The 19,773-nt window shown below is 44.0% G+C and carries 13 protein-coding genes and 2 pseudogenes; 8 read left to right on the top strand and 7 right to left on the bottom strand.

Going from position 1 to position 19,773, the window contains the following annotated elements; translation table 11 throughout:
* The 3 genes and pseudogenes from AC6H3C_RS01670 to AC6H3C_RS01660 all read left to right on the top strand — a co-directional run bounded on the left by AC6H3C_RS01670 (position 1) and on the right by AC6H3C_RS01660 (position 3,431).
* Positions 1-1,389, top strand: coding sequence for an alpha-amylase family glycosyl hydrolase (locus AC6H3C_RS01670; RefSeq protein ID WP_497518828.1), 1,389 nt, complete (start codon positions 1-3; stop codon positions 1,387-1,389).
* 480 nt (positions 1,390-1,869) lie between these two features.
* Positions 1,870-2,274, top strand: a pseudogene (locus AC6H3C_RS01665) (carbohydrate binding domain-containing protein); the annotation flags it as partial.
* A 365-nt stretch (positions 2,275-2,639) separates the two neighbouring features.
* Positions 2,640-3,431 carry a T9SS type A sorting domain-containing protein gene (locus tag AC6H3C_RS01660; protein ID WP_497518827.1) on the top strand — a complete coding sequence of 264 codons (792 nt, stop codon included), beginning with the start codon at positions 2,640-2,642 and terminating at the stop codon, positions 3,429-3,431.
* A 113-nt stretch (positions 3,432-3,544) separates the two neighbouring features.
* Here AC6H3C_RS01660 and AC6H3C_RS01655 read toward each other — a convergent pair whose 3' ends face one another.
* The gene (locus AC6H3C_RS01655; protein ID WP_497518825.1) at positions 3,545-4,447 is read right to left on the bottom strand and encodes an OmpA family protein; all 903 of its coding nucleotides are present in this window, start codon (positions 4,445-4,447) and stop codon (positions 3,545-3,547) included.
* 254 nt (positions 4,448-4,701) lie between these two features.
* Between AC6H3C_RS01655 and AC6H3C_RS01650 the strand changes: the two genes are divergently transcribed.
* Positions 4,702-5,049 carry a DsrE family protein gene (locus AC6H3C_RS01650; protein WP_497518824.1) on the top strand — a complete coding sequence of 116 codons (348 nt, stop codon included), beginning with the start codon at positions 4,702-4,704 and terminating at the stop codon, positions 5,047-5,049.
* Positions 5,050-5,104: 55 nt separating this feature from the next.
* Positions 5,105-5,299 (top strand): hypothetical protein, encoded by a 195-nt coding sequence (locus AC6H3C_RS01645; protein ID WP_497518822.1) that lies wholly within the window; start codon positions 5,105-5,107, stop codon positions 5,297-5,299.
* 28 nt (positions 5,300-5,327) lie between these two features.
* Here AC6H3C_RS01645 and AC6H3C_RS01640 read toward each other — a convergent pair whose 3' ends face one another.
* The 4 genes from AC6H3C_RS01640 to AC6H3C_RS01625 all read right to left on the bottom strand — a co-directional run bounded on the left by AC6H3C_RS01640 (position 5,328) and on the right by AC6H3C_RS01625 (position 13,983).
* Positions 5,328-8,210 carry a M16 family metallopeptidase gene (locus AC6H3C_RS01640; protein WP_497518821.1) on the bottom strand — a complete coding sequence of 961 codons (2,883 nt, stop codon included), beginning with the start codon at positions 8,208-8,210 and terminating at the stop codon, positions 5,328-5,330.
* Between the two features lie 141 nt (positions 8,211-8,351).
* The gene (locus AC6H3C_RS01635; protein ID WP_497518820.1) at positions 8,352-9,179 is read right to left on the bottom strand and encodes a hypothetical protein; all 828 of its coding nucleotides are present in this window, start codon (positions 9,177-9,179) and stop codon (positions 8,352-8,354) included.
* 22 nt (positions 9,180-9,201) lie between these two features.
* Positions 9,202-10,800 carry a RagB/SusD family nutrient uptake outer membrane protein gene (locus AC6H3C_RS01630; protein WP_497518819.1) on the bottom strand — a complete coding sequence of 533 codons (1,599 nt, stop codon included), beginning with the start codon at positions 10,798-10,800 and terminating at the stop codon, positions 9,202-9,204.
* 21 nt (positions 10,801-10,821) lie between these two features.
* Positions 10,822-13,983: a SusC/RagA family TonB-linked outer membrane protein gene (locus tag AC6H3C_RS01625; RefSeq protein ID WP_497518818.1), complete on the bottom strand. Its 3,162-nt coding sequence runs from the start codon at positions 13,981-13,983 to the stop codon at positions 10,822-10,824.
* Positions 13,984-14,752: 769 nt separating this feature from the next.
* Between AC6H3C_RS01625 and AC6H3C_RS01620 the strand changes: the two genes are divergently transcribed.
* Positions 14,753-15,685, top strand: a complete 933-nt coding sequence (locus AC6H3C_RS01620; protein ID WP_497518817.1) for a hypothetical protein — start codon at positions 14,753-14,755, stop codon at positions 15,683-15,685.
* A 243-nt stretch (positions 15,686-15,928) separates the two neighbouring features.
* Entirely contained in the window at positions 15,929-16,384 is a 456-nt protein-coding gene (locus AC6H3C_RS01615; RefSeq protein ID WP_497518816.1) for a VOC family protein, read from the top strand.
* A gap of 22 nt (positions 16,385-16,406) precedes the next feature.
* Here the strand turns inward: AC6H3C_RS01615 and AC6H3C_RS01610 are convergent, their stop codons facing one another.
* Positions 16,407-16,868, bottom strand: coding sequence for a hypothetical protein (locus tag AC6H3C_RS01610; protein ID WP_497518815.1), 462 nt, complete (start codon positions 16,866-16,868; stop codon positions 16,407-16,409).
* Positions 16,869-16,987: 119 nt separating this feature from the next.
* On the opposite strand from AC6H3C_RS01610, the gene AC6H3C_RS01605 reads away from it, so the two are divergent.
* A complete protein-coding gene (locus AC6H3C_RS01605) occupies positions 16,988-18,562 on the top strand; it encodes an IS1634 family transposase (RefSeq protein ID WP_497516599.1) in 1,575 nt (524 codons plus the stop codon).
* Here AC6H3C_RS01605 and AC6H3C_RS01600 read toward each other — a convergent pair.
* Positions 18,534-19,686: pseudogene (locus tag AC6H3C_RS01600) on the bottom strand (IS630 family transposase). The gene AC6H3C_RS01605 and the pseudogene AC6H3C_RS01600 sit on opposite strands and share 29 nt — an antisense overlap.
* Positions 19,687-19,773 lie beyond the last annotated feature (87 nt).

Raw genomic sequence — 19,773 nt, 5'->3', positions numbered from 1 at the left:
ATGATCAACAAACTCAAATATCAAGTACTGGCGTTCGTCATCCCGGCAGTCATCGGGATGGGCCTGGTTGCCTGTCAACCCAAACAAAAAGCGGCGGAGCAGGCCGAACAAACCGGCAGCCGCCTTCAGCCGGAATGGCTGAAAGACGCCGTGCTGTACGAAGTGAACATTCGCCAATATACTCCCGAAGGCACATTCAACGCTTTTGTTGAGCACTTGCCCCGGCTGAAAGAACTGGGCGTTGATGTGCTGTGGCTGATGCCCATTCATCCGATTTCAGAAGAAAAAAGAAAAGGGACATTGGGCTCCTATTATGCGGTACAGGATTATACCGGCATCAATCCCGAGTTCGGTACGCTCGACGATTTCAAACACCTGGTCAATCAGGCGCACAGGATGGGTTTCAAAGTAATTATCGACTGGGTAGCGAACCATACGGGCTGGGACAACCGGTGGATTTTTGACCATACGGAATGGTACACTACCGATTCAACCGGGACCATTATTTCCCCTAACCCGGATTGGTCGGACATTGCAGACCTGAACTTTGATAACCGGCACATGCGACAGGCCATGATCGATGCGATGGATTACTGGCTGGAAGAAACGGATATTGACGGATTCCGCTGCGATGTGGCCTGGGGGGTTCCTCAGGATTTCTGGGAGGAAGCCCGCGCTTCGTTCGACTCAATCAAGCCGGTGTATATGCTGGCCGAGGACGAAGATCACCCTGCCTTGCTCGAAATGGCCTTCGAGTCGAATTATGCCTGGCAACTGCATCACATCATGAACGACGTGGCCCGGGGAAATAAAACCGCGAAAGAATTGAAGGCTTATTTTGAGAATGCTACCGGTAAATATGCAGCAGGTTCATTCCCGATGCAGTTTATCACCAACCACGACGAAAACTCGTGGGCTGGCACCCTTAACGAACGAATGGGCGCTGCCGCCGATGCTTTTGCTGTGTTTTCGTTTACCGTGCCGGGCATTCCGTTAATTTACAGCGGACAGGAAGCCGGACTCGACAAACGCCTGTTATTTTTTGAAAAAGATGAAATTGACTGGTCGGATTTAAAAAAACAGGATTTTTATAAAAATCTGGTTAGCCTGAAAACAAATAACCCTGCCCTTTGGAATGGTTTGGCTGGCAGCGACATCCGGTTTCTCGAAACCAGTCACGATGACCGGTTGTTGGCATATGTTCGTGAAAAAAATAATAATGTTTTGGTTATCATGATGAACCTTTCACCCGATCCGCTTGTTGGATTGGTTGAGTTCGATGTTCACGATGAGTTTGAAGATTGGTTAGGAAAAGATAAGTTGGTTAGCGGAGAGAAGGTGAATGTCGAACTTCTTTCTTGGGAATATAAAATTTACATAAGCAGATAAGATTCAGGTTAGTTTAGGTTTAGTTGGTTTATTAGTTAAAAGGGTTCGCTTTGGCGGCCCTTTTTTTGTGGATACAATTTCTCCGAATCAATCCTTTTATCTCTCCGGACCGAAAAAGACGAAAAAAATCAGGGATATAACGGATTGATTTGTATGTGCTTATTTTATTACCTTATCTGATTGGCGTTCATTCAGTTTGCAGGTACATTTTCGTATCGCATCATGATCCTCAGCCGAATCAACCTCTGCTTTCGATACGAATGAAACTTTTTTCCGCACTTTCAACTGAATGCGCAGGCAGTTCAGATTCAATCCGGATTTTTAATCCGATCTTCTTACTGGATGTAAAAATTAATTCAGGTACGTGTATACATTGATGTCCCGGATCAGAAATCAAAAAAACCAATGAAATCAAAAATCTTTACACCACTCATTCTGGGGATTATGTTTATGGCCTTTAATTTTAGTTAGGCCCAAAACATCTTAACCGATGGCGACTTTAGCACGACCACCGAAATTTTACCTTGTATAAACGGAAACTGCGCTTCCAATGTATGGAGCTTTTGGCAGTCTGATGTTGCTGCAGTAAACGCAACCGTAACTGACGGAACCTGTCGCCTGCAAATAAGTGATGGAGGCCTTGAAATGTGGGAAATTCAGTTAATTCAAAGGGATTTCCCGCTTACGTTAGGGCATTGGTATCGCTTGTCCTTTGCGGTAAAGGCGGATGCCGGCCGGTGGTTTGGCCTTTTTCTGGGTGAAGAAGGAAACGGTGGGACCAATCTGGTCGGATACGAAAGTTATTATCAGAATGCAACAATTGAATGGCAAATCAAGTCGGTCGATTTTCAGGCAGACAGCATTTTTGATTCCCACAAACTCAGTTTTGAAGTGGGTGGTTCAGCTGTGGGGATGTATTTTGATCACATCTTTCTGGAAGACCTGGGGTTGTACCCAAGTATCGGAATTATCGGAACAGCAGTCTCTCCTTTTTTCGACTGGAATACGGATGTGGACATGAATACGACCGACGGCGTGACCTATTCCCTGTCAAATCAGCTGTTTTTTCATGGTTCGGCTAAATTCAGGCAGGACGATTCCTGGAATGTGAACTGGGGAAATTACACATTTCCTTCGGGATACGGTTATCAGGGGGGGCCCAATATCCCGGTTCCTGCCGGTAATTATCAGGTAACGTTTAACCTGTATTCGGGAGAATACTTCTTTGAGTCGACCGAATGCCGGATTGAATGTCCGGAGCAGCTATGGGCTGCCAGTTCGCCGGGTTTGTGCGGCGCTTATGTGAAATCCTGTCAGACTCAACCGGTAAACTGTCGGCATGCAGTTCCGATGTTTTTGTTTACGATATCGAACCGCCGGTGATTGAAAACTTTACAGCTGTTTTTGAATCGCCGTGGCCGCCAAACCATCAGATGGCGCTTTTAAACCTGAATTACACGATTTCAGATAATTGCGACACAATGATTATTCCCGAAATTTATGTATTCAGCAATCAGGATTCTATCACGACGGGTGCCGGGCGTACGGACGTTTGGGAGATCCTAAACGAACACCAGGTGCTTTTAAGGGCCGAACGAACCGGTTTCGGAGAGGACAGGTCGTATTACATTTATTTTGTGTGCCATGATGCATCTTATAATTATGCCTTTGAGTCAGCCCTGGTAACCATTCCGCACGATCAGCGGAACCGGGCGAGAAAGATTGGTACAGTTGAAATATTGACTAAAACCGACGCTTCAACTTCCAAGTCGGCTAAAACAGAAGACAACCCGCTTACTTTACCATTTCATGTAAAATTATGGCCAAATCCAAGTTCAGCGAATTTTAATGTTCAGGTTGAAAGTAATTCGGCTGAAATAATTAAACTGTCGGTGATGGACATGCCCGGGAGGGTGATGATTGAACTGACCGGGACGAAGAGGCAGTTGTTTACTTTCGGCGATAACCTGTTGCCCGGAATATACCTGCTTACCATCAGGCAGGGAGAATTTGCGGACAAAATTAAACTGGTGAAACAATAAGGTAGCTGGTTGATTAATGTCATAAGAAACCCGGCAGAAAATCTGGTTATACCAGGCTTACCTGTTGGTAAGAGCCCAATCTCTGACAAGATTTTCTGCCGGGCTGATTTGCTTTAGTTCGTTTTCAGCAACTGCATAATTTCTTCGAGTTTTGGCGACAGGATAATCTCTGTCCGCCGGTTGACGGCCCTTCCTTCGGGGGTTTTGTTGGAAGCTTTGGGTGCATATTCTCCTTTGCCCGATGCGGTTAAGCGGGTGGGGGTAATTTTGTACTCGTCGGTCAGAATCCGCACAATGGAGGTGGCGCGGGCTACGCTCAAGTCCCAGTTATCGCGGTAAACAGCGGTACGGATAGGAATGCTGTCGGTGTGCCCTTCAACAAGAATGTCGATGTCGCGGTTTTTATCCAGCACATCGGCCAAAAGCTTGATGGCTTCCTTTCCTTTGGATTCGATGGCAGCGCTGCCCGATTTGAACAAGAGCTTATCCGACATGGAAACATAAACTTTTCCGTTTTTAATTTCCACCGAAAGTTCATCCGATTGAAAACCCAACAAGGCGTTTCGCAAAATATCGTTCAACCGTCGGGTAATCGAATCCTGCCGTGCAATCACTTGCTGAAGCTCGTTTAATGCCCGTTCTCTTTCTTCAATCAGCTTTTCTTTTGCTGCCAGCTCGTCCGACTTTTGTTTCAGCGCCATATTAAATTGTTCCGACTGCGAAAGATTTTCTCCAACCAGGTCGTTATACCTGCGTTCAATGTCTTTAACTGACTGGTTGAGGTTGGCAATTTCTCCGTTCAGATCCGAGATATTTTTATTCAGCGAATTAATCTCGCGTTCTTTCTGATCGAGTGTTTGACACAGGTTATCTCGTTCATCGATCACCGCGTTGACCCGCTTCGACACCAGAAGCTTTTTCTCCGGCCTGGCCTGTCCGCACTGGTAAAATGGGTTGCATGAGCTGGTTATTAAGGCAAATACGCTAATAATCAGAATCAGATTGTTTGTTTTCATTTTCATGTGGATTAAGATTTCATAAAATTACGCTCAAAATTTATCACGGGTTTCAGAATTCAGTTTTTCCCGCCATTCATAACAAATTTCGCACCATCTGTTTATCGGTTGACCAATAACCGGGAAAAACAGGTTTGGTTCCCGGATAAAACGGAAGCAGTAGCTTTATTTCCGGCAAAAATCGTTCATCTGCCGTTCAGCTTGCCGGTGTTTACTGCTATCTTTGTTGCCCGTGACACAATATGCGCATCTATATGAAAGACTTTAAAAACGTATTACTTCAGATTACACAATACGGCATGGGAACAGGCGACGAAACCCTGGGCCTTCAGTTGTTTACAAACTACCTGAGGCTGTTAAACGAGGAAAGCGAATTGCCCAAAGTTATTGCCTTTTACAATGGCGGAGTAAAACTAATTTGTACCGGATCCCCCGTTGTCGATATTCTTAAAACAATTGAGCAGAAAGGAGTTAAACTGCTTGCCTGCAAAACCTGTCTGAACTATTTTGGCTTAACCGATCGGGTAGAAGTGGGCATTGCCGGAACCATGATCGACATCATCGAGCTTCAAAAAATAGCCGGAAAAGTCATTAACCTGTAAAACATATTCCATAGTGGACCCTTCTTTTTTAAACGACGTCCTGAAAAACAAAAAGATGTTTTGCTATTTTATTTCCGACCAGCAGTCGGCTTACTACCAGTCGGAAACATTTACCCGGGTATTGCAGTACGTGCAACATAACCCGAACACCTGCCGGATGAAGGAAAAGCCGGATAAACTTTGCTTAAGCTTCGAACCGGTTGAACCGGTTGTTGCCGTAACGGCCGTGTCGGAGAAAATAAATCAGTAGCATCTGTTTCATATGATCCTTATTTGGCTTACTTGAAAATTTTTGCCGTATTTATCCGCTCAACCGGACCGAACTTCTCCAGGGCTTTCAGGTCGATCTGGCGCGGATCGCCCACGATGCCGATGACCACCGGGCTGTTTTTCAAATTCTCTGTATAAAATTTCACAATATCGTTGAAGGTCATCCGATCGATTGCCGGAATGATGGTTTGTGCCGGGTCGGTTGAATATCCCTGGCGTTTCCATGATTCGTAGGTTTGACTGGCATTCCTGAACCCTGGTTGCCGGGTCATGAGAGCTTGTCGGATAAAGCTTTGAATGTTCCCCATCCGATCCGGATTTTCAGGCATATTAGTCAGTAGTTTCATGTACAGTTCAACAGCCTCAACCGTTTTGTCGCCTTGTGTGCCAATAAACCCGCTGAAGTAGGATTTATTTTCTGTTAAAGGGGGAGTGACCAATGTACCGGTGGCGGTATAGGCCATCGAATTCTTTTCGCGGATCTCCGTCATGACCAAACCGCCAAAACCGCCTCCAAAATATTGGTTAAAGGCATACAATTGCGGGTGGTTTCCGGGCGAGAACACCGGCCCTTCGGCATAAAAAACAATCCGGCTTTGCTGTACATCCGAATTTGGCAGAAAAAAGATTTTGCTTTCCTTGTAATTGACAGGTTCTTTTACCTGCGGAGAACGGCTGTCGAGTTCGTTCGCCTTTAAGGGCAGGTTCTTGCTTAAAATATCGTACACCTCGTCAAATGACAACTTACCGGTATAATGAATTTCTGCCGCATAGTCGGTTGCGCGTTGAAATTCACCCGTCAATTCTGAAATGGTCAGGCCGGTAACCTCTGATTCACTTATCCGGTTTATATAATCGGAACGGTCCTGGTAGCGGATATATTGGCTCAGGGCGTCCTGCATGGCGTCCGGCTCTTCTTTTTCAATCCGCCTTGCCTGGACGAGCTGTCCTTTCAGGTTATTCAATTGTTTCTCATCCAGTTTTGGCATAAGTATCTGGCGCGTAATCAGGTTGCAAATAAGGCTGAGTTGTTCCTCTGTCCCTTCCACGCGCACATAAGTGTAATCGTCGTCCGAACTGTAAGAGCAAACGGCGTTAAGCTGGCTTAAAGCGCTGCGGAATTCCTGCGGGTCGAAAGCTGCCAATACGCCGGCATTGTTCATTAATTGCGTGGCATAAGCCAATTTGGGGAGTTCCCGTTCGCCAATGCCGTACTTAATGGTCATGCTGAATACCTGGTTTGCCGGATTGGGATAATAGAAGAGTTGTGATTTTTCGTTTACCGGTTTAATGGTTACGTCGTTAAAATCGGCATAGTTTACCTCTAACTCACTGGTAGGAACATTTTGCAGCCAAGAGGCGTAAAGCGACTTTTCGTTCAGGGCCATATCAACAGTATGTTCGAATTTCGGCTTGCTGATTTTTTCTGTTTTTGCATTTTTCCCTTCGCTGATATGCAGGGCCAGGTAATTGTTATTGAGGAACTCTTTCAGCACCCGGTTAATGTCGTCCATACTCACCGATTGGACGAGTTCTTCGTAATCGAGGACCTGGTCAATTCCCTGGTCTGAAACAAAAGCATTCGACAGCACGTTGGCTTTTCCCCGCGATGATTCCAGCATCAGATCATAGGTTCTGATCATGTTGTTTTTCACCGATTCCAGTAACCAGTCTTCAATCTGGCCATCGGCCAGTTTTTTTAACTGGTCAAGCAACATTCGTTCTACCATACGGTGCGACTCAAAACGGCGCTGGTTGTAATCGAATGCCGGAACCGCTTCGATGATAAAACGTCCCATGTCGGCAAATGAAGCTAGGCTGGCCGAGGCATACATCAGATCGCCGTCGAGACTTAATTTATCCAACAAACCGGTTTTGTTTCGGTTCGAAAGCATTTCGCCGACGATTTCGAGCGCAATCTTGTCTTTGTGGCCGGAAGCTACACCATTATAAATAAGAACAGCTCTTGGAAATTGTCCTACTGTTGCAGTTACTTGTTTTCTCCCTTTCAGTTCTTCCTTTACATAGGTTGGCTTTTCGGGGACTGAAACCGCCGGAAGGCGTCCGAATTTACGATTAATCAGTTGAACCAGTTCTTCGGTCTTCAGATCTCCCACCAGGATGAGAGCCATATTTTCGGGAACATACCAGTTGTTATAGAATTCAATCAGTTTGCTGATCTGCGGATTTTTCAGGTGATCTCCGAGTCCGATAATCGGGCGGGCATACGGATGGCCGGGAAAAGCTTGTTCGAGGATGAAGTTGCTGGTTTGCCTCATGCGGTTGTCCATGTACATGTTGTACTCCTCATACACTGTTTCCAGCTCCGTTTGAAAGGTCCGGAATACGGGATTCATTAAACGCACGGAGTATAAGTCGAGCCATTTCTCGAGCTGATTTTTCGGGAAGGCATTGAGGTAAACCGTGTAATCGTATGATGTTCCGGCATTTAAACCGGTACCGCCAATCGATTCAACAAGGTTTGAAAATTCATTTGGCAGGCTGATCTGTGATTGCTCCACGGTCAGCCGGTTAATTTCCCGGTCTATCGCGGCTTTTTTTGCCGGGTCGGTTTCAAGGGCGCGTTCATCATATTTGGCAATAATTTGCTCATACACGGCCTGTTCTTTATTCCAATCCAGCGAACCGATGCGGTTGGTCCCTTTAAACATCAAATGTTCCAGGTAGTGTGCCAGACCGGTAAATTCGGCCGGATCGTTTACCGAACCGGTTTTCACGCTAACCATGCCAAAAATGTCAGGTTGAGTGGCATCTTCCCACACAAAAACCGTGAGGCCGTTATTGAGTTGAAAACTCTTCAGACCCTGAGCAGCCAGGTAAGCCGGTAAAAAAAGGAATAATACAAAGAGTAAAGTTGTTGTTGTCTTCATTGCAGGTTAGGATAATGTTTTATCCAAAGTTAACTAATCTGTTTATGATGACCAATTATTTTCTGAATATGGAAGAATTGTAAAAAAAGAGGCTGAACCCCATTGTGTCAGCCTCTTTTTATAAGAAAATATATGTCGCAATTAATCTTGCAAAATTCCGGTTTCTTTCCATGGACCATTCCATCCACCAACATTTGGCATGTAATATCTGCCAACAAGGATATTGAAGGTATTACCTACTTTTGTTCCTGAGATATTTTCGGCGCAAACCCAGGCGCTGTATGAAGAATAAAACCAAATTTCCTGCGATGGAACCGCTGATATTGAGCCATCTGCAGCTACCGTAAACTCAAACATTTTTCCATTATCAACAAAAAAAATGTCTTCAACCCGGTATGCTTCTATTTGATCGGCCCGCCAAATATTCCGCAAACCTTCGTCTTCCCACCATTCCGATATCCAATATACTTTACCGATATTAGTCCAGGTGAGCGCCTTGGTAACGTTTAATTTGGTTGTCGTTATTAACTTTTTAGCGGCAGCAACGGTTGTACCATTTAGCGTGTGTTCCGGAATATAGTTTTTTGACTCAGTGCTAAGTTCAATGTCAATCACATAATCGGTGTTGAACTGCATTGTCTCATAGTCAAAGTCAATCACGATATTGGTTTCGGTTTCTCCTACAGCAAAATTTACCGATGCAGTACTTGTCGAAAATACGTTTTCATCAGAAATTGTAACGTCAAAATTTGCTGAGAATGAACCTGTTGGATTAATCCGGTAGACAGATATAGTTAATGACTCGGGGTCTTCAGGCTGAATAGCAACGCTGGAAGTTGCTACCTGAAAGGTTAATCCATTTTCAAAATCGGAGGGGATATATGTTGAACCTTCCTGATCTTTATCGCAGGAGGGTAACAAGAGACCGGTTCCGATAACGATAATTAAAAGATATATTAATTTTTTCATCGTCTGATTTCTTTAATCGTTTCTACATTGGGTTCTGATCTTCACTACTCATATTTACATTGCCGTCAAATTCAGCCTGAGGAATGGTCATAATAAATTCCTTACTGGCTTTCGAGAAGTTTCTGTTCGTTGTATTTTCCTGAGCTCCAGTGGGGTGGTTGCTTCCTGCAAATTTCCGGGTGAAACCTATCTTTAAGCGCTGGATGTCAAATAGACGTCCAAATTCGCCCCAAAGCTCAATGCGACGTTGCATGATAATTTCGTCAAGCAAGGTAACAGGAGAAACAGCCGATTGTGTCTGATTAGCATCGACCGTAAGTATGTCTGAATCAGAAACAGTACCTAAACGTGTTTCGTAATTCGGGTCACGTTTTAAACCTAATGCTGTAAGTGTAGTCCTTGCTTCGCCGTATTTTTTCAGACGACACTGGGCTTCAGCTAATGTTAGCAAGGCCTCCTCTGCCCTGATATAAATGTAATCTGCGGCTTCAACACCGGGAGTTACGTATCTGAATTTGATCTGATTGTAAGCAATGGAGTCTCCTATTGTCGGGTCAGCGCCAACCGGGAAATCAGGGGCTCTCCACCATTGTTTCCGAATATCAGAACTACCGATCTGGGTATAGAGGAAGGTGCTGATTGCTTTACGCGAGGTTCTGGCATAACGTCCTACAGCAATACGGGCATCCATATGCGAGAAAAAACTGGCATAAATACCGGCTTGATCTTCAATAACTTCAGCTCCCCACATCACCGTGCTGATTCCTGTTAACGAGTTAAATCCGCTTACTAATGTAGAATTTTCAGCAACTGCTCCGCTGATAGAACCATATTTCGACAACGCTTCTTTTGCTGCATTCTCAGCATCTGTCCATCTTTCCTGAACAGAATAAATACGGGCAGCAAGCGCATTGGCTACATAGTAGTCGATATGCGATTTGTGTTCTTGAGCAGGTGCATCATCAAGCAATTCAATTGCTTTTGTAATATCATCATTGATTTGATTATATACGTCTGTTAGGGTTCCTCTGGGTTTACCTTCAGTTTCTGGTGTTGAAGGTTCGGTATAAAGAGGAACGCCGGGAGCATTCTCATTTCCGACATATGTTTGCTGGAAGAATTGAGCCAGTTCAAAATAACTCATGGCGCGCAGGGCGTAGGCTTGGCCGATAACTGAATTGATCCGTTTCGGATCGCCTGTAATCACATCTTCATTTGCAATGATATTGTTTGCATTGGAGATCAGCTTGTAATAATAATTCCAGGTAGCATATGACCTCCAGGTTGAGGCTGTGTAACGTGTGCGGACATTAAATGTGTAATCGTACCAGAACCAACCGCTACCTTGGGCCATCTGAACAAAATCATCACCCATAAGTTCTGCTGTGAGTACCTGAGATTTTACACCAAAGTTTTGATGGTGGTTGCCTGTTGCCTGCCATCCGGTGGAATACATTAACCGGTATAATCCGTTAAGTGCAACAAAGGCGCCGTCAACATCGGTGAATATGGTTGGCCCACCAACACTTTCCGTTGGAAAAGTATCCAACTCATCCTGGCAGGAAGAGAAGCTAAATACAATGATTCCAACTATTAATAATAGACTTATATACTTTTTCATACTTATAATTCTTTCCTGTGGTTAAAATTTAATATCGATACCTAATGAAATAGTCCTGTTCGGAGAGTAAACATAATCAACACCTCCGGTGAAGTTATACTGAGGATCCATTCCGTCAAGGTGAGAGAAAAGTTTCAGGTTATCGCCGGTTACAAATACGCGGACTGACTCAAAACTAGCTTTCCGGGCATACCGCTGAGGTAGTGTGTATCCAAAGGTTATGTTTTTAATGGAGAAATAGGATGCATCTACCAAATAACGATCGGTTATCCGGTCGGTGCTATTTACCTTTGCCCTGGGAACGTCTGTAATATCTCCCGGTTCTCTCCATCTCCTTTCGATATGCGAATGGAATGATGTTCCCGGATACATCGGTTTCATTAATCCGGAGTACATGCCCTCGAGTACTTTTCCACCGATTGAATACGTTGTTAATACATACAGATCAAAATGTTTCATGATTTTGAAATCATTTGTAATTGAGCCGTAAATGTCAGGAATACGGCTTCCGGCGATCTGACGGCTATTTGCAGCAACGTTGATGTCGCTGGTCACATACTCATTCTTATCGGCATCGAGTCCATAGTAAAGTTGAACACCGGTTAAGGGGTCTACCCCTGCTGATTTAGCCACATAGAAAGAATTGAGAGTCTCGCCAACCTTGGTAATGTAGTTAGCGGTAGTCATTTCTTCTTTACCACCGGCCAGTTCAAGGACTTCATTTTTATTCGTTGTTCCTAACAGATTGATTCTCCATTCAAAATCGTTGGTTTTGATCAGGTCGGTACCAATATTAAATTCAACACCTGAATTTTTCATAACCCCCACATTGTTGAGGAACGAAGCAAAACCGGTAGAAAGAGCCATTGGTTCTTCCATCAACAAATCAGAAGTCTTTTTTTCGTAATAATCTAAACTAACATCAAGGCGACTGAATAATCGGGTTTCAAAGCCAATATTCAAACTTTTATTCTTTTCCCATTTCAGGCTTTTATTCTCCAACGAGGAAATGACAGCGCCACTCATATTAGCATTCGGGTACCCCAGGTCGTAAAGGGACTGCCAGGCATATAGAATCCGGTTGCCGTCACTGTCTAACAGGTTGTCGTTACCCGATTCTCCATAACTGGCCTTTAGTGTTAGGTTATCAATGAAGTCGAATGAATCCATGAATGATTCTTCACTTATTCTCCAGCTGGCGCCAACTGACCAGAAGTCTCCCCAACGGGCATCTTCATGGAAGCGAGAGGAACCGTCAGTACGATAACTGGCGCTTAAATAGATCTTTTCGCGGAAGTTAACGTTGATTCGACTCAAGTATGATTCAATTTTGTAGTTATCTTCGAAAGAGTTAGCATCGGCAATGGTTGAAGCGGCTGCCAATTCATACAAACCTCCAAAGGGGAAACCTGTTTTTTGAGCTGTCAGGTAATTATATTTATAAGCATAATATTCATGACCAGCTAATACATCAAATTCCCAATCATTTACTTTTTTTACGTAATTCAATAATTGGTTGAACGTATAACTCATGGTACGGCTGTTTGATTTTGTCAGGCGCCCGTTGGTCGAAGAGGCATTACCGTTATAGGGATTGTAGTAAACCATCCGGTTTTGGGTAGTATAGTCAAAACCAAGATTGGTGGTAAATTTTAATCCTTTTAGCGGACCGTCAACAGGGGCCAACTCAAAGAATGTACGTCCGCCAACTCCGTCAGATACCAGTTCTGCCTTGTCGTCGTATAAAGTAGCAATTGAGTTCCAGTTGGGCTGAGCGCCACCCGGACGGGAAATACCATAGTCAAATTGTTTGGCACCTAAAGCATCATAAACATCTTTTCCTTCTGCGTCTTTTAGATAAACAGGATAGATAGGCCCCATAAACTGGGCAGAGTACCAAACATTAGCCGTTTGTGATCCGGTGCCATAAGCGTAGTTGCTTTTTGTTTGGCTGAAGTTGGCCGTTAAACCTGACTTTGCCCAATCTGTCAGTTTATGATCAACGCTAACACGGCCACCGATACGGTCGAATGCAGTTGTTTTTAATAAACCTTCTTCGCTTAAATAGCTAAGAGAGGTCATATATTTTGTTTTCTCAGCATTTCCTCCTTGAACCTGTAGTTGATATTCCTGACGCAATGGGTTGTCGGCAGTTATTTCATCCAACCAGCTTTCACTGTATAATAAACGGGCATCTGAACGAACCTTTCCGGTGGTCGGATCGATCAATTCTGTGACAGGATAGTTAAACGGATTGTATCTTTGACCAGAACCCAAGAATCCGGCCGATGCAGATCCCATCCGGTTAAGTGCTTCGACTGCGGCAGCAGATGGCGCCATACCTTCTTCATAAATCAAATCATTTTTGTAGGCATCATACATCACCTCCATGAAACCTTTTTCATCTACGGTATCATAAGGTTTTATTGCCCGGGAAGCAACGCCCCATGATGCTTTTAGATTAATAACCGGTTTTGTGTCTCCCCGTTCCAGACCCTTTTTCGTTGTGATCATCACAACCCCATTAGCAGCCCGCGAACCATACAATGAAGCAGCCGAAGCATCTTTTAGAACGGTGACAGTCTCAATATCATTGGGGTTAATGGCATTTAATGCACCATCGTACGGAATTCCATCGACAACGTATAATGGTGAGTTACTGGCATTGATTGAACCAAAACCACGAATGATTACGCTGGCATTGGATCCAGGTTGTCCTCCCCCTGAAGTACTCTGAATCCCGGCAACTGTTCCGTCGAGAGCTTTCGTTACACTGGCAACAGTCCGTTTTTGAAGTGTTTCGTTTTTGATGGTTGCAGCTGATCCAGTGAAAGACGCCTTTTTCGCTGTTCCATATGCAACAACCATGACTTCTTCTACATTCACAGCATCACTTTCCATAACAACACTAATGAAGGTACGGTCGCCAATTGTAATTTCCTGGGTTGCCAGACCTACGAAAGAGAATACCAGCGTTTGCGCGTCTTGCGGAATACGCAGCCGGAAGTTACCACTGATATCAGTGATGGTACCCATGGTCGTACCTTTTACCGATACTGCAACACCGGGAATTGGACTCCCGTCGTCCGCAGAAGTTACAGCACCTGTAATTTCCTTGGTTTGAGCCAGTACCGACTGCAAACCAATTGCAAAAATTGCAAGTAGTAATGTGATTTTTTTCATAGAAATAATTTTAAACAATTTTTAAAAAACGTATTAAGACTTCTCTCTTCTAAAGTCAGTTTTTGTTAAATAATCGGAATATTAAAACATAAGATCGTTCCCCTTGCTGATCTGATGTTCCTGTGGAATGTTTTAATAAGTCCCCCTTGTATTTTAATATTTTTAACACAATTGTTAAAATATACTAACTTACACAAAAATAAGAATTTTGTTGAATCAGAAAAGTGATTTACTACATTCCTGAAAGATATTTTAAAAATAACCAGGGAGGCGGAAATTATTTTCTCTGCTTCAGAGACTTTGGCCAGGTAGAGCTAGAATTCACGGGATCTTTTTCCTGACACCGGAGGCTTTGCCTGGATTTCTCCTCCGGTCGGGGAGTACCCGCGCAGCGGGGGAGGCAGATTCACAGTCTAACGGGAGATCGGGGGTGGGAAGACACCTCCGTTGGCGCAAATTTACAATTTGTGCCTTGCGCATCAGGGCAAATTTTTGCTTTTTCAAAACAAGACATGGGGCACAGACCCGTACCAGCCGGTGTAAAAAAGATGTATTTAGAAATGAACGCGTTTAATCAGGCAATCGAGCGTTTTATATCTCAGAAATAAAATATCTGTGCCTAATAACCAGGAGCTATTACCGTATGCAGCGACCGGCAGAAGCAGTTGGCGGGAGAATGGAATGAGGAGGAGAATAAATTTGTACATTTACGGTCAATCATTTTTGAACGGGCAGTACCCAAACGACAAATGCTAAAATACAGACAAGTATGATTTTTCCAAAAGCTAAAAAAATAGCCAGAGAACTTGACTGGCACAAAACAAAGAACGGTGTATTTGGACTTTACAAAGGTTACTTTTTTAACGTAGGCGACGGAAGTTTATTAAGCAATCCTCAATTCAAGTACGTGACTGCGACAACCGACATCTTAACCGAAGAACAAAAATTACAAATCAAAACAAAGTTGGAAGCCAATAAGAAATCTTTAAAGTTCTCAAGCTTTGAAATCGGAGACCATGACATTTTTTTTCAGTTCCTCGAAAACCTGACTTTTACAAAACTCAAGACCGTATACTCGTTGTTTGACTTTTTGGTGGACATATTTAAAAAACTTAGTATTCCCGAACAAAACAAATGTCACAACTGCGGAGCAAAAGACGATATCTGGTATTATGAGCTGAATGACAGCGGGGTATTACTTTGTAATTCATGCTTTCGCCAAACAGAGACCAATTACTACGAGATTGAAAGAGAAAAATTTTTGGAAGAGAAAAATTATCTGACAGGATTTTTTGGTTCTGTCCTCTTTTCAATTCCCGGAATAATTGCTTGGGTGTTAGTTGCCGTTTATTTGGAAAGACTTGCTTCTGCCATGGCAATTGTAATCGCATTCCTGGGCCTTAAAGGTTATGATTATTTTAAAGGACGACGCGGCAAATTAACAAAGTATGTCATTGTTCTTTCAAACATGGCATGCATCTTAATTGCCAACATTACAACAATTATTGTATTGCTCGTTAACGAAGGACTGACCTTTAACCAATCGTTGGCAGAAATTCAAACAAACGAAGTTGCGAAGGATTTACTTTATAAGAATACAATGATTTCATTTGTCCTAGCTTTCTTTATATGGGTTTGGATCTTGTTCATTCTTAAAGATAAAAAACTGACAATAAAACCTGCAAGCAAACCTGGCAGATAGAAGCGCCTGCTATAATAACCCTCTCTCCGTAAAACATGCAGCGCCCGGCAAGAGCTGACGGCGGGTTGCAGGGGAGAGGAGGAAGATAACAGAAATGACAGTAAACCCTTAATTTGTATATTTACATGCACTGAACATTGAACGGGCTGGCTAAGCTACCGGGTAATTTTATGACAGAAACGCTTAGACGTAAACTTAATTGAGGAAGGTTTATATACTTTTAGTTCAGAAGGAGATAAAACGATGAAAAAGAATGAATTAGTTCGGATGGACAATGTCGACATCGTGGTAGAATCCCTCAATGAGGCCATCGCTTTTTTCGCCGAGCTTGGCATGACGCTCGAAGGGCGGGTCACAATCGAAGGAGAATGGGCCGGGCGTGTCACCGGACTGGGCTCCCAGCATGTCGAGATTGCCATGATGGTGACCCCCGATGGCCACAGCCGGCTCGAGATTTCGCGATTTCTCACCCCGCCTGTAATTGCCGATCATCGGAACGCCCCGGTGAACGCTCTTGGCTACTTACGCGTCATGTTCACTGTTGAAGACATTGACGAGATGGTATCCAGGCTCGGCAAGCATGGCGCGCAGCTCGTCGGCGAGGTGGTTCAGTACGAAGACTCGTACCGGCTTTGCTACATCCGCGGTCCCGAAGGAATTCTCATCGGGCTGGCCGAACAACTCGGTCATGACGAGTAGCGAATGTTTCATAAAAATAAAATCATTTGAAGATGTATTGCAAACCTTCACCTGGGTTCCGGGTCTCGGTATAAACTCCCGTTTCGGTATCTCCCTGCCGGACTCTCCACCCGGTCATCCGCGACCGAAAATCATTCATGATACTTTCGTAAGAGGGATTGGAAGCCAGGTTGTGCAGCTCGTTCGGATCTGACAGGATATCGTACAGTTCTTCGTCCGGACGATGATGATACCTCCACAGAACAGCCGAGGCATGTTCGTCGGCAAACGAGCGGTTTAACCAGGAGGGCCAGTACTGGCGGCCGCCATCGTGATCTTTTGCCAGGTTAATGTGTGTATTATAAAGCAGGTCGGGCGCCAGGTTGAGGATGTATTTGTAACGACTGCTGCGGATCATCCTCATCGGCGCCTGGTTAATTGCGCCATCGCCGGTGTGGCTTGCAAATATCAGTTCGTGCCGGTTGTTTTCCTTTCCGGTCAGCAAAGGAAGCAGACTTTTCCTGTTTTCGTCACTTTTTTTCCGATAATTTATATCTAATTGAAGCAGAATAAAATAGGCTTGTTTTATTTTGATTTTGGGTGTCCCATGGCTATTTTTGTTGCATGTTTGTTCGTCGCAAAGCAAATAAAACGGGATCGGTCAGTGTCCAGGTTGTTGACAAGAGCCATGGGCGTTACCGGGTAATCAAAAGTTTGGGTGCAGGGAGGACCGAGGCGGAAGTTGTCCGTTTAGAAGAGAAAGCTCGCCAACATGTACGCGAACTTACCGGAACAAACAGGTCTCTTTTTGAGGATGAAGATGAAATCAAGCTGGAGGACTTCCTATCAACCATTTCCAACTCACAGATACAAGTCATAGGCCCTGAAATCATATTTGGGACACTTTATGACCGGATCGGCTATGGCCGTATCCACAATGAGTTGTTCCGGCACCTGGTTATAACCCGGCTGTTTAATCCGGGCAGCAAGCTGAAAACGATCGATTACCTTTTCCGTTATCAAGGCGTTGTCTATAACATCAGTAAGATTTACCGGTTTCTGGACAACCTGTGCTTCCGCAGGGAGGCAGTGGAAAGCCAACCAGATGGGATCCCCGACATAAAAAAGCAGGTGGAAGATATCTCCTATTCCCATACGCTTCGTGTGCTGGGAGGGAAGATCGATGTGGTTTTCTACGACATGACCACGCTCTATTTTGAATCAAGCGACGAAGACGATCTTCGGAAAACCGGTTTCTCAAAGGACGGCAAACATCAATGCCCCCAGATTTTTCTTGGCTTGTTGGTTGGCCAGGGCGGGAACCCCATCGGTTATGAACTGTTTGAAGGGAATATTTTCGAGGGAAATACTTTTATCCCGGTACTGCAACGCATGGAAGAGCGGTATAACCTTGGAAAACCCGTTGTCATTGCCGATTCTGGCCTTTTGTCTAAGAAAAACATCTTGGCATTGGAAGAGAACGGGTATGAATATATCCTTGGGGCACGCCCCAAAAACGAAAACGACTTGATCAAGCAAAAGATTCTTGCCTTTGATTTAAAAGACGGTGATGTGCGGACGATAAAGAAAACAGGGGCCACCCGGTTGGTTTTGTCCCGGACAAACAAGCGGATGTCCAAAGATGCCCATAACCGCAAACGTGGATTGGACAGGCTGACCAAGCGCCTGAACAGCGGAAAACTGACCAAATCAAACATCAACAACAAGGGATACAACAAGTATTTAAAGATGGAAGGGATAGTTACCATCTCTATTGATTTGGAAAAGTTCAATGCCGATGCCGCCTGGGATGGCATAAAAGGATACTTGACCAACACTGCCCTTCAGGCAAAACAGGTGATCGCAAATTACAGGAACTTATGGTTTATTGAACGTGCTTTTCGTATGAACAAAACCGATCTTAGGGTACGTCCAATATACCATCGGCTATATAACAGGATCGAAGCCCACATTTGCATCTGTTTCACTGCATATACGGTAATGCTCGAATTGGAAAGATTGCTCAAGGCCAAAAAATCGGTCATTAGTTTGAAAAGGGCACAAGAAATAACGCACAATATGTACCAAATCCTTTATCAATTACCCTACTCGAAAGATACCAAAGCTCGAATGTTAAGAATGGATAGCGAGCAACAGGAACTATATGATATTATAATCCAATCCAAAACTGTAAATTGAAATTTAGGTGTCCCATTGACGAAAACAGGACCCTCGCTTCAGTTGTGGTGAATTGCCAGTTGATTTTCGCATTCATATTATTTCTCGATTTTTGCCATGCTTTTACTTCTTCTTTTACCGTTTCGATCTTATCGATTCTCCTGCTAAGACATTGCTTGTTCAGTACATTTAGCTCTATTTCTGCCATATTTAACCAACTCCCATGTTTTGGGGTATAAATAAATTCGTAGCGGTCCCATAGCCGTTTGGCTTCTTCCGGGATAAATGTCTCGTAGAAAGCCGAGGCATCGTGCGTTTTGAAATTATCCATGACCAGCCTTATCTTTTTCGCCGTTGGGTGCATCTCATCAGCTACCCGCTTCATAAATTTTGCCCAGTCCTTTTTTGTTTTGTATGCCGTAATTTCAACCAACTTTTACCCTTTAACGGTTCATTTGCCATAAAAATATTGACCATCCCATGTCTTATATATTCGTAGTCCAGCCGGGCTTCCTGTCCGGGCCTGATCGGGGTGGATGCTACTTCCTCGATCAATTGTTTGGGTGACTCGTCCATACATACAACCGGGTAGTCTTCATCGTACGGCAGCTTGTATATATCCAGCACATGCTCCATGTTGGCCACAAATTCGCTGCTTTGTTCCGGCGGGATCACCCACCCTTTTACTTTCCAAGGCTTAAGTTCGTTTTTTTAGAACCTCTCTCACTGTTACATGAGAGATATAGTCAATATAATTCAACTCTACCATCTTATCGGCCAACAGCCGCAGTGACCATTTGGCAAATCCTTTGGGTGGTTCACTGCAACAGAGTGTCACCAATTTTGCTTCAATATCACCATCGACCTTTTTGGTATAATTCTGCGGCGATGCCCGTCGTTCCAATACACTTTCAAATCCTTCTTCAATGAACTTTTTCTTTACCGATCTATCGTCCTTTCACCTACTTTGAGAATCTTGCAGATTTCTGCATTTGTGATCTTTCTGTTTTTTGAAAATTCGCCTTTATCACGGTTTAGTAAAATATAGGCTGCGCGAAAGGCTTGTGAGGTATGGCTCCCTTTGCTGATTACCTTATGGGTTCTTCGACCTCAACCTTGCTCAGTTTAATTGTGTACAGTACCATTCGTATTTAAACCCTCAATTGTTCCAAAGTGAAAAACACTTAAAAATCATTTATTTGATCCTTGCCCGTTCTCTACTTCGAGATATC

It is taken from the genome of Gaoshiqia sp. US2, from assembly GCF_059705485.1.
Note: the sequence above shows the minus strand (reverse complement) of the source record. Positions and strands in the feature narration are given on the sequence as shown.

Excerpts from the sequence above, each read along its gene's own strand:
- AC6H3C_RS01625 (WP_497518818.1), bottom strand. The coding sequence starts at position 13,983 with ATGAAAAAAATCACATTACTACTTGCAATTTTTGCAATTGGTTTGCAG.
- AC6H3C_RS01620 (WP_497518817.1), top strand. The coding sequence starts at position 14,753 with ATGATTTTTCCAAAAGCTAAAAAAATAGCCAGAGAACTTGACTGGCAC.
- AC6H3C_RS01670 (WP_497518828.1), top strand. The coding sequence starts at position 1 with ATGATCAACAAACTCAAATATCAAGTACTGGCGTTCGTCATCCCGGCA.
- AC6H3C_RS01630 (WP_497518819.1), bottom strand. The coding sequence starts at position 10,800 with ATGAAAAAGTATATAAGTCTATTATTAATAGTTGGAATCATTGTATTT.
- AC6H3C_RS01605 (WP_497516599.1), top strand. The coding sequence starts at position 16,988 with ATGTTTGTTCGTCGCAAAGCAAATAAAACGGGATCGGTCAGTGTCCAG.
- AC6H3C_RS01660 (WP_497518827.1), top strand. The coding sequence starts at position 2,640 with ATGTCCGGAGCAGCTATGGGCTGCCAGTTCGCCGGGTTTGTGCGGCGC.
- AC6H3C_RS01640 (WP_497518821.1), bottom strand. The coding sequence starts at position 8,210 with ATGAAGACAACAACAACTTTACTCTTTGTATTATTCCTTTTTTTACCG.
- AC6H3C_RS01645 (WP_497518822.1), top strand. The coding sequence starts at position 5,105 with ATGTTTTGCTATTTTATTTCCGACCAGCAGTCGGCTTACTACCAGTCG.
- AC6H3C_RS01635 (WP_497518820.1), bottom strand. The coding sequence starts at position 9,179 with ATGAAAAAATTAATATATCTTTTAATTATCGTTATCGGAACCGGTCTC.
- AC6H3C_RS01615 (WP_497518816.1), top strand. The coding sequence starts at position 15,929 with ATGAAAAAGAATGAATTAGTTCGGATGGACAATGTCGACATCGTGGTA.
- AC6H3C_RS01650 (WP_497518824.1), top strand. The coding sequence starts at position 4,702 with ATGAAAGACTTTAAAAACGTATTACTTCAGATTACACAATACGGCATG.
- AC6H3C_RS01655 (WP_497518825.1), bottom strand. The coding sequence starts at position 4,447 with ATGAAAACAAACAATCTGATTCTGATTATTAGCGTATTTGCCTTAATA.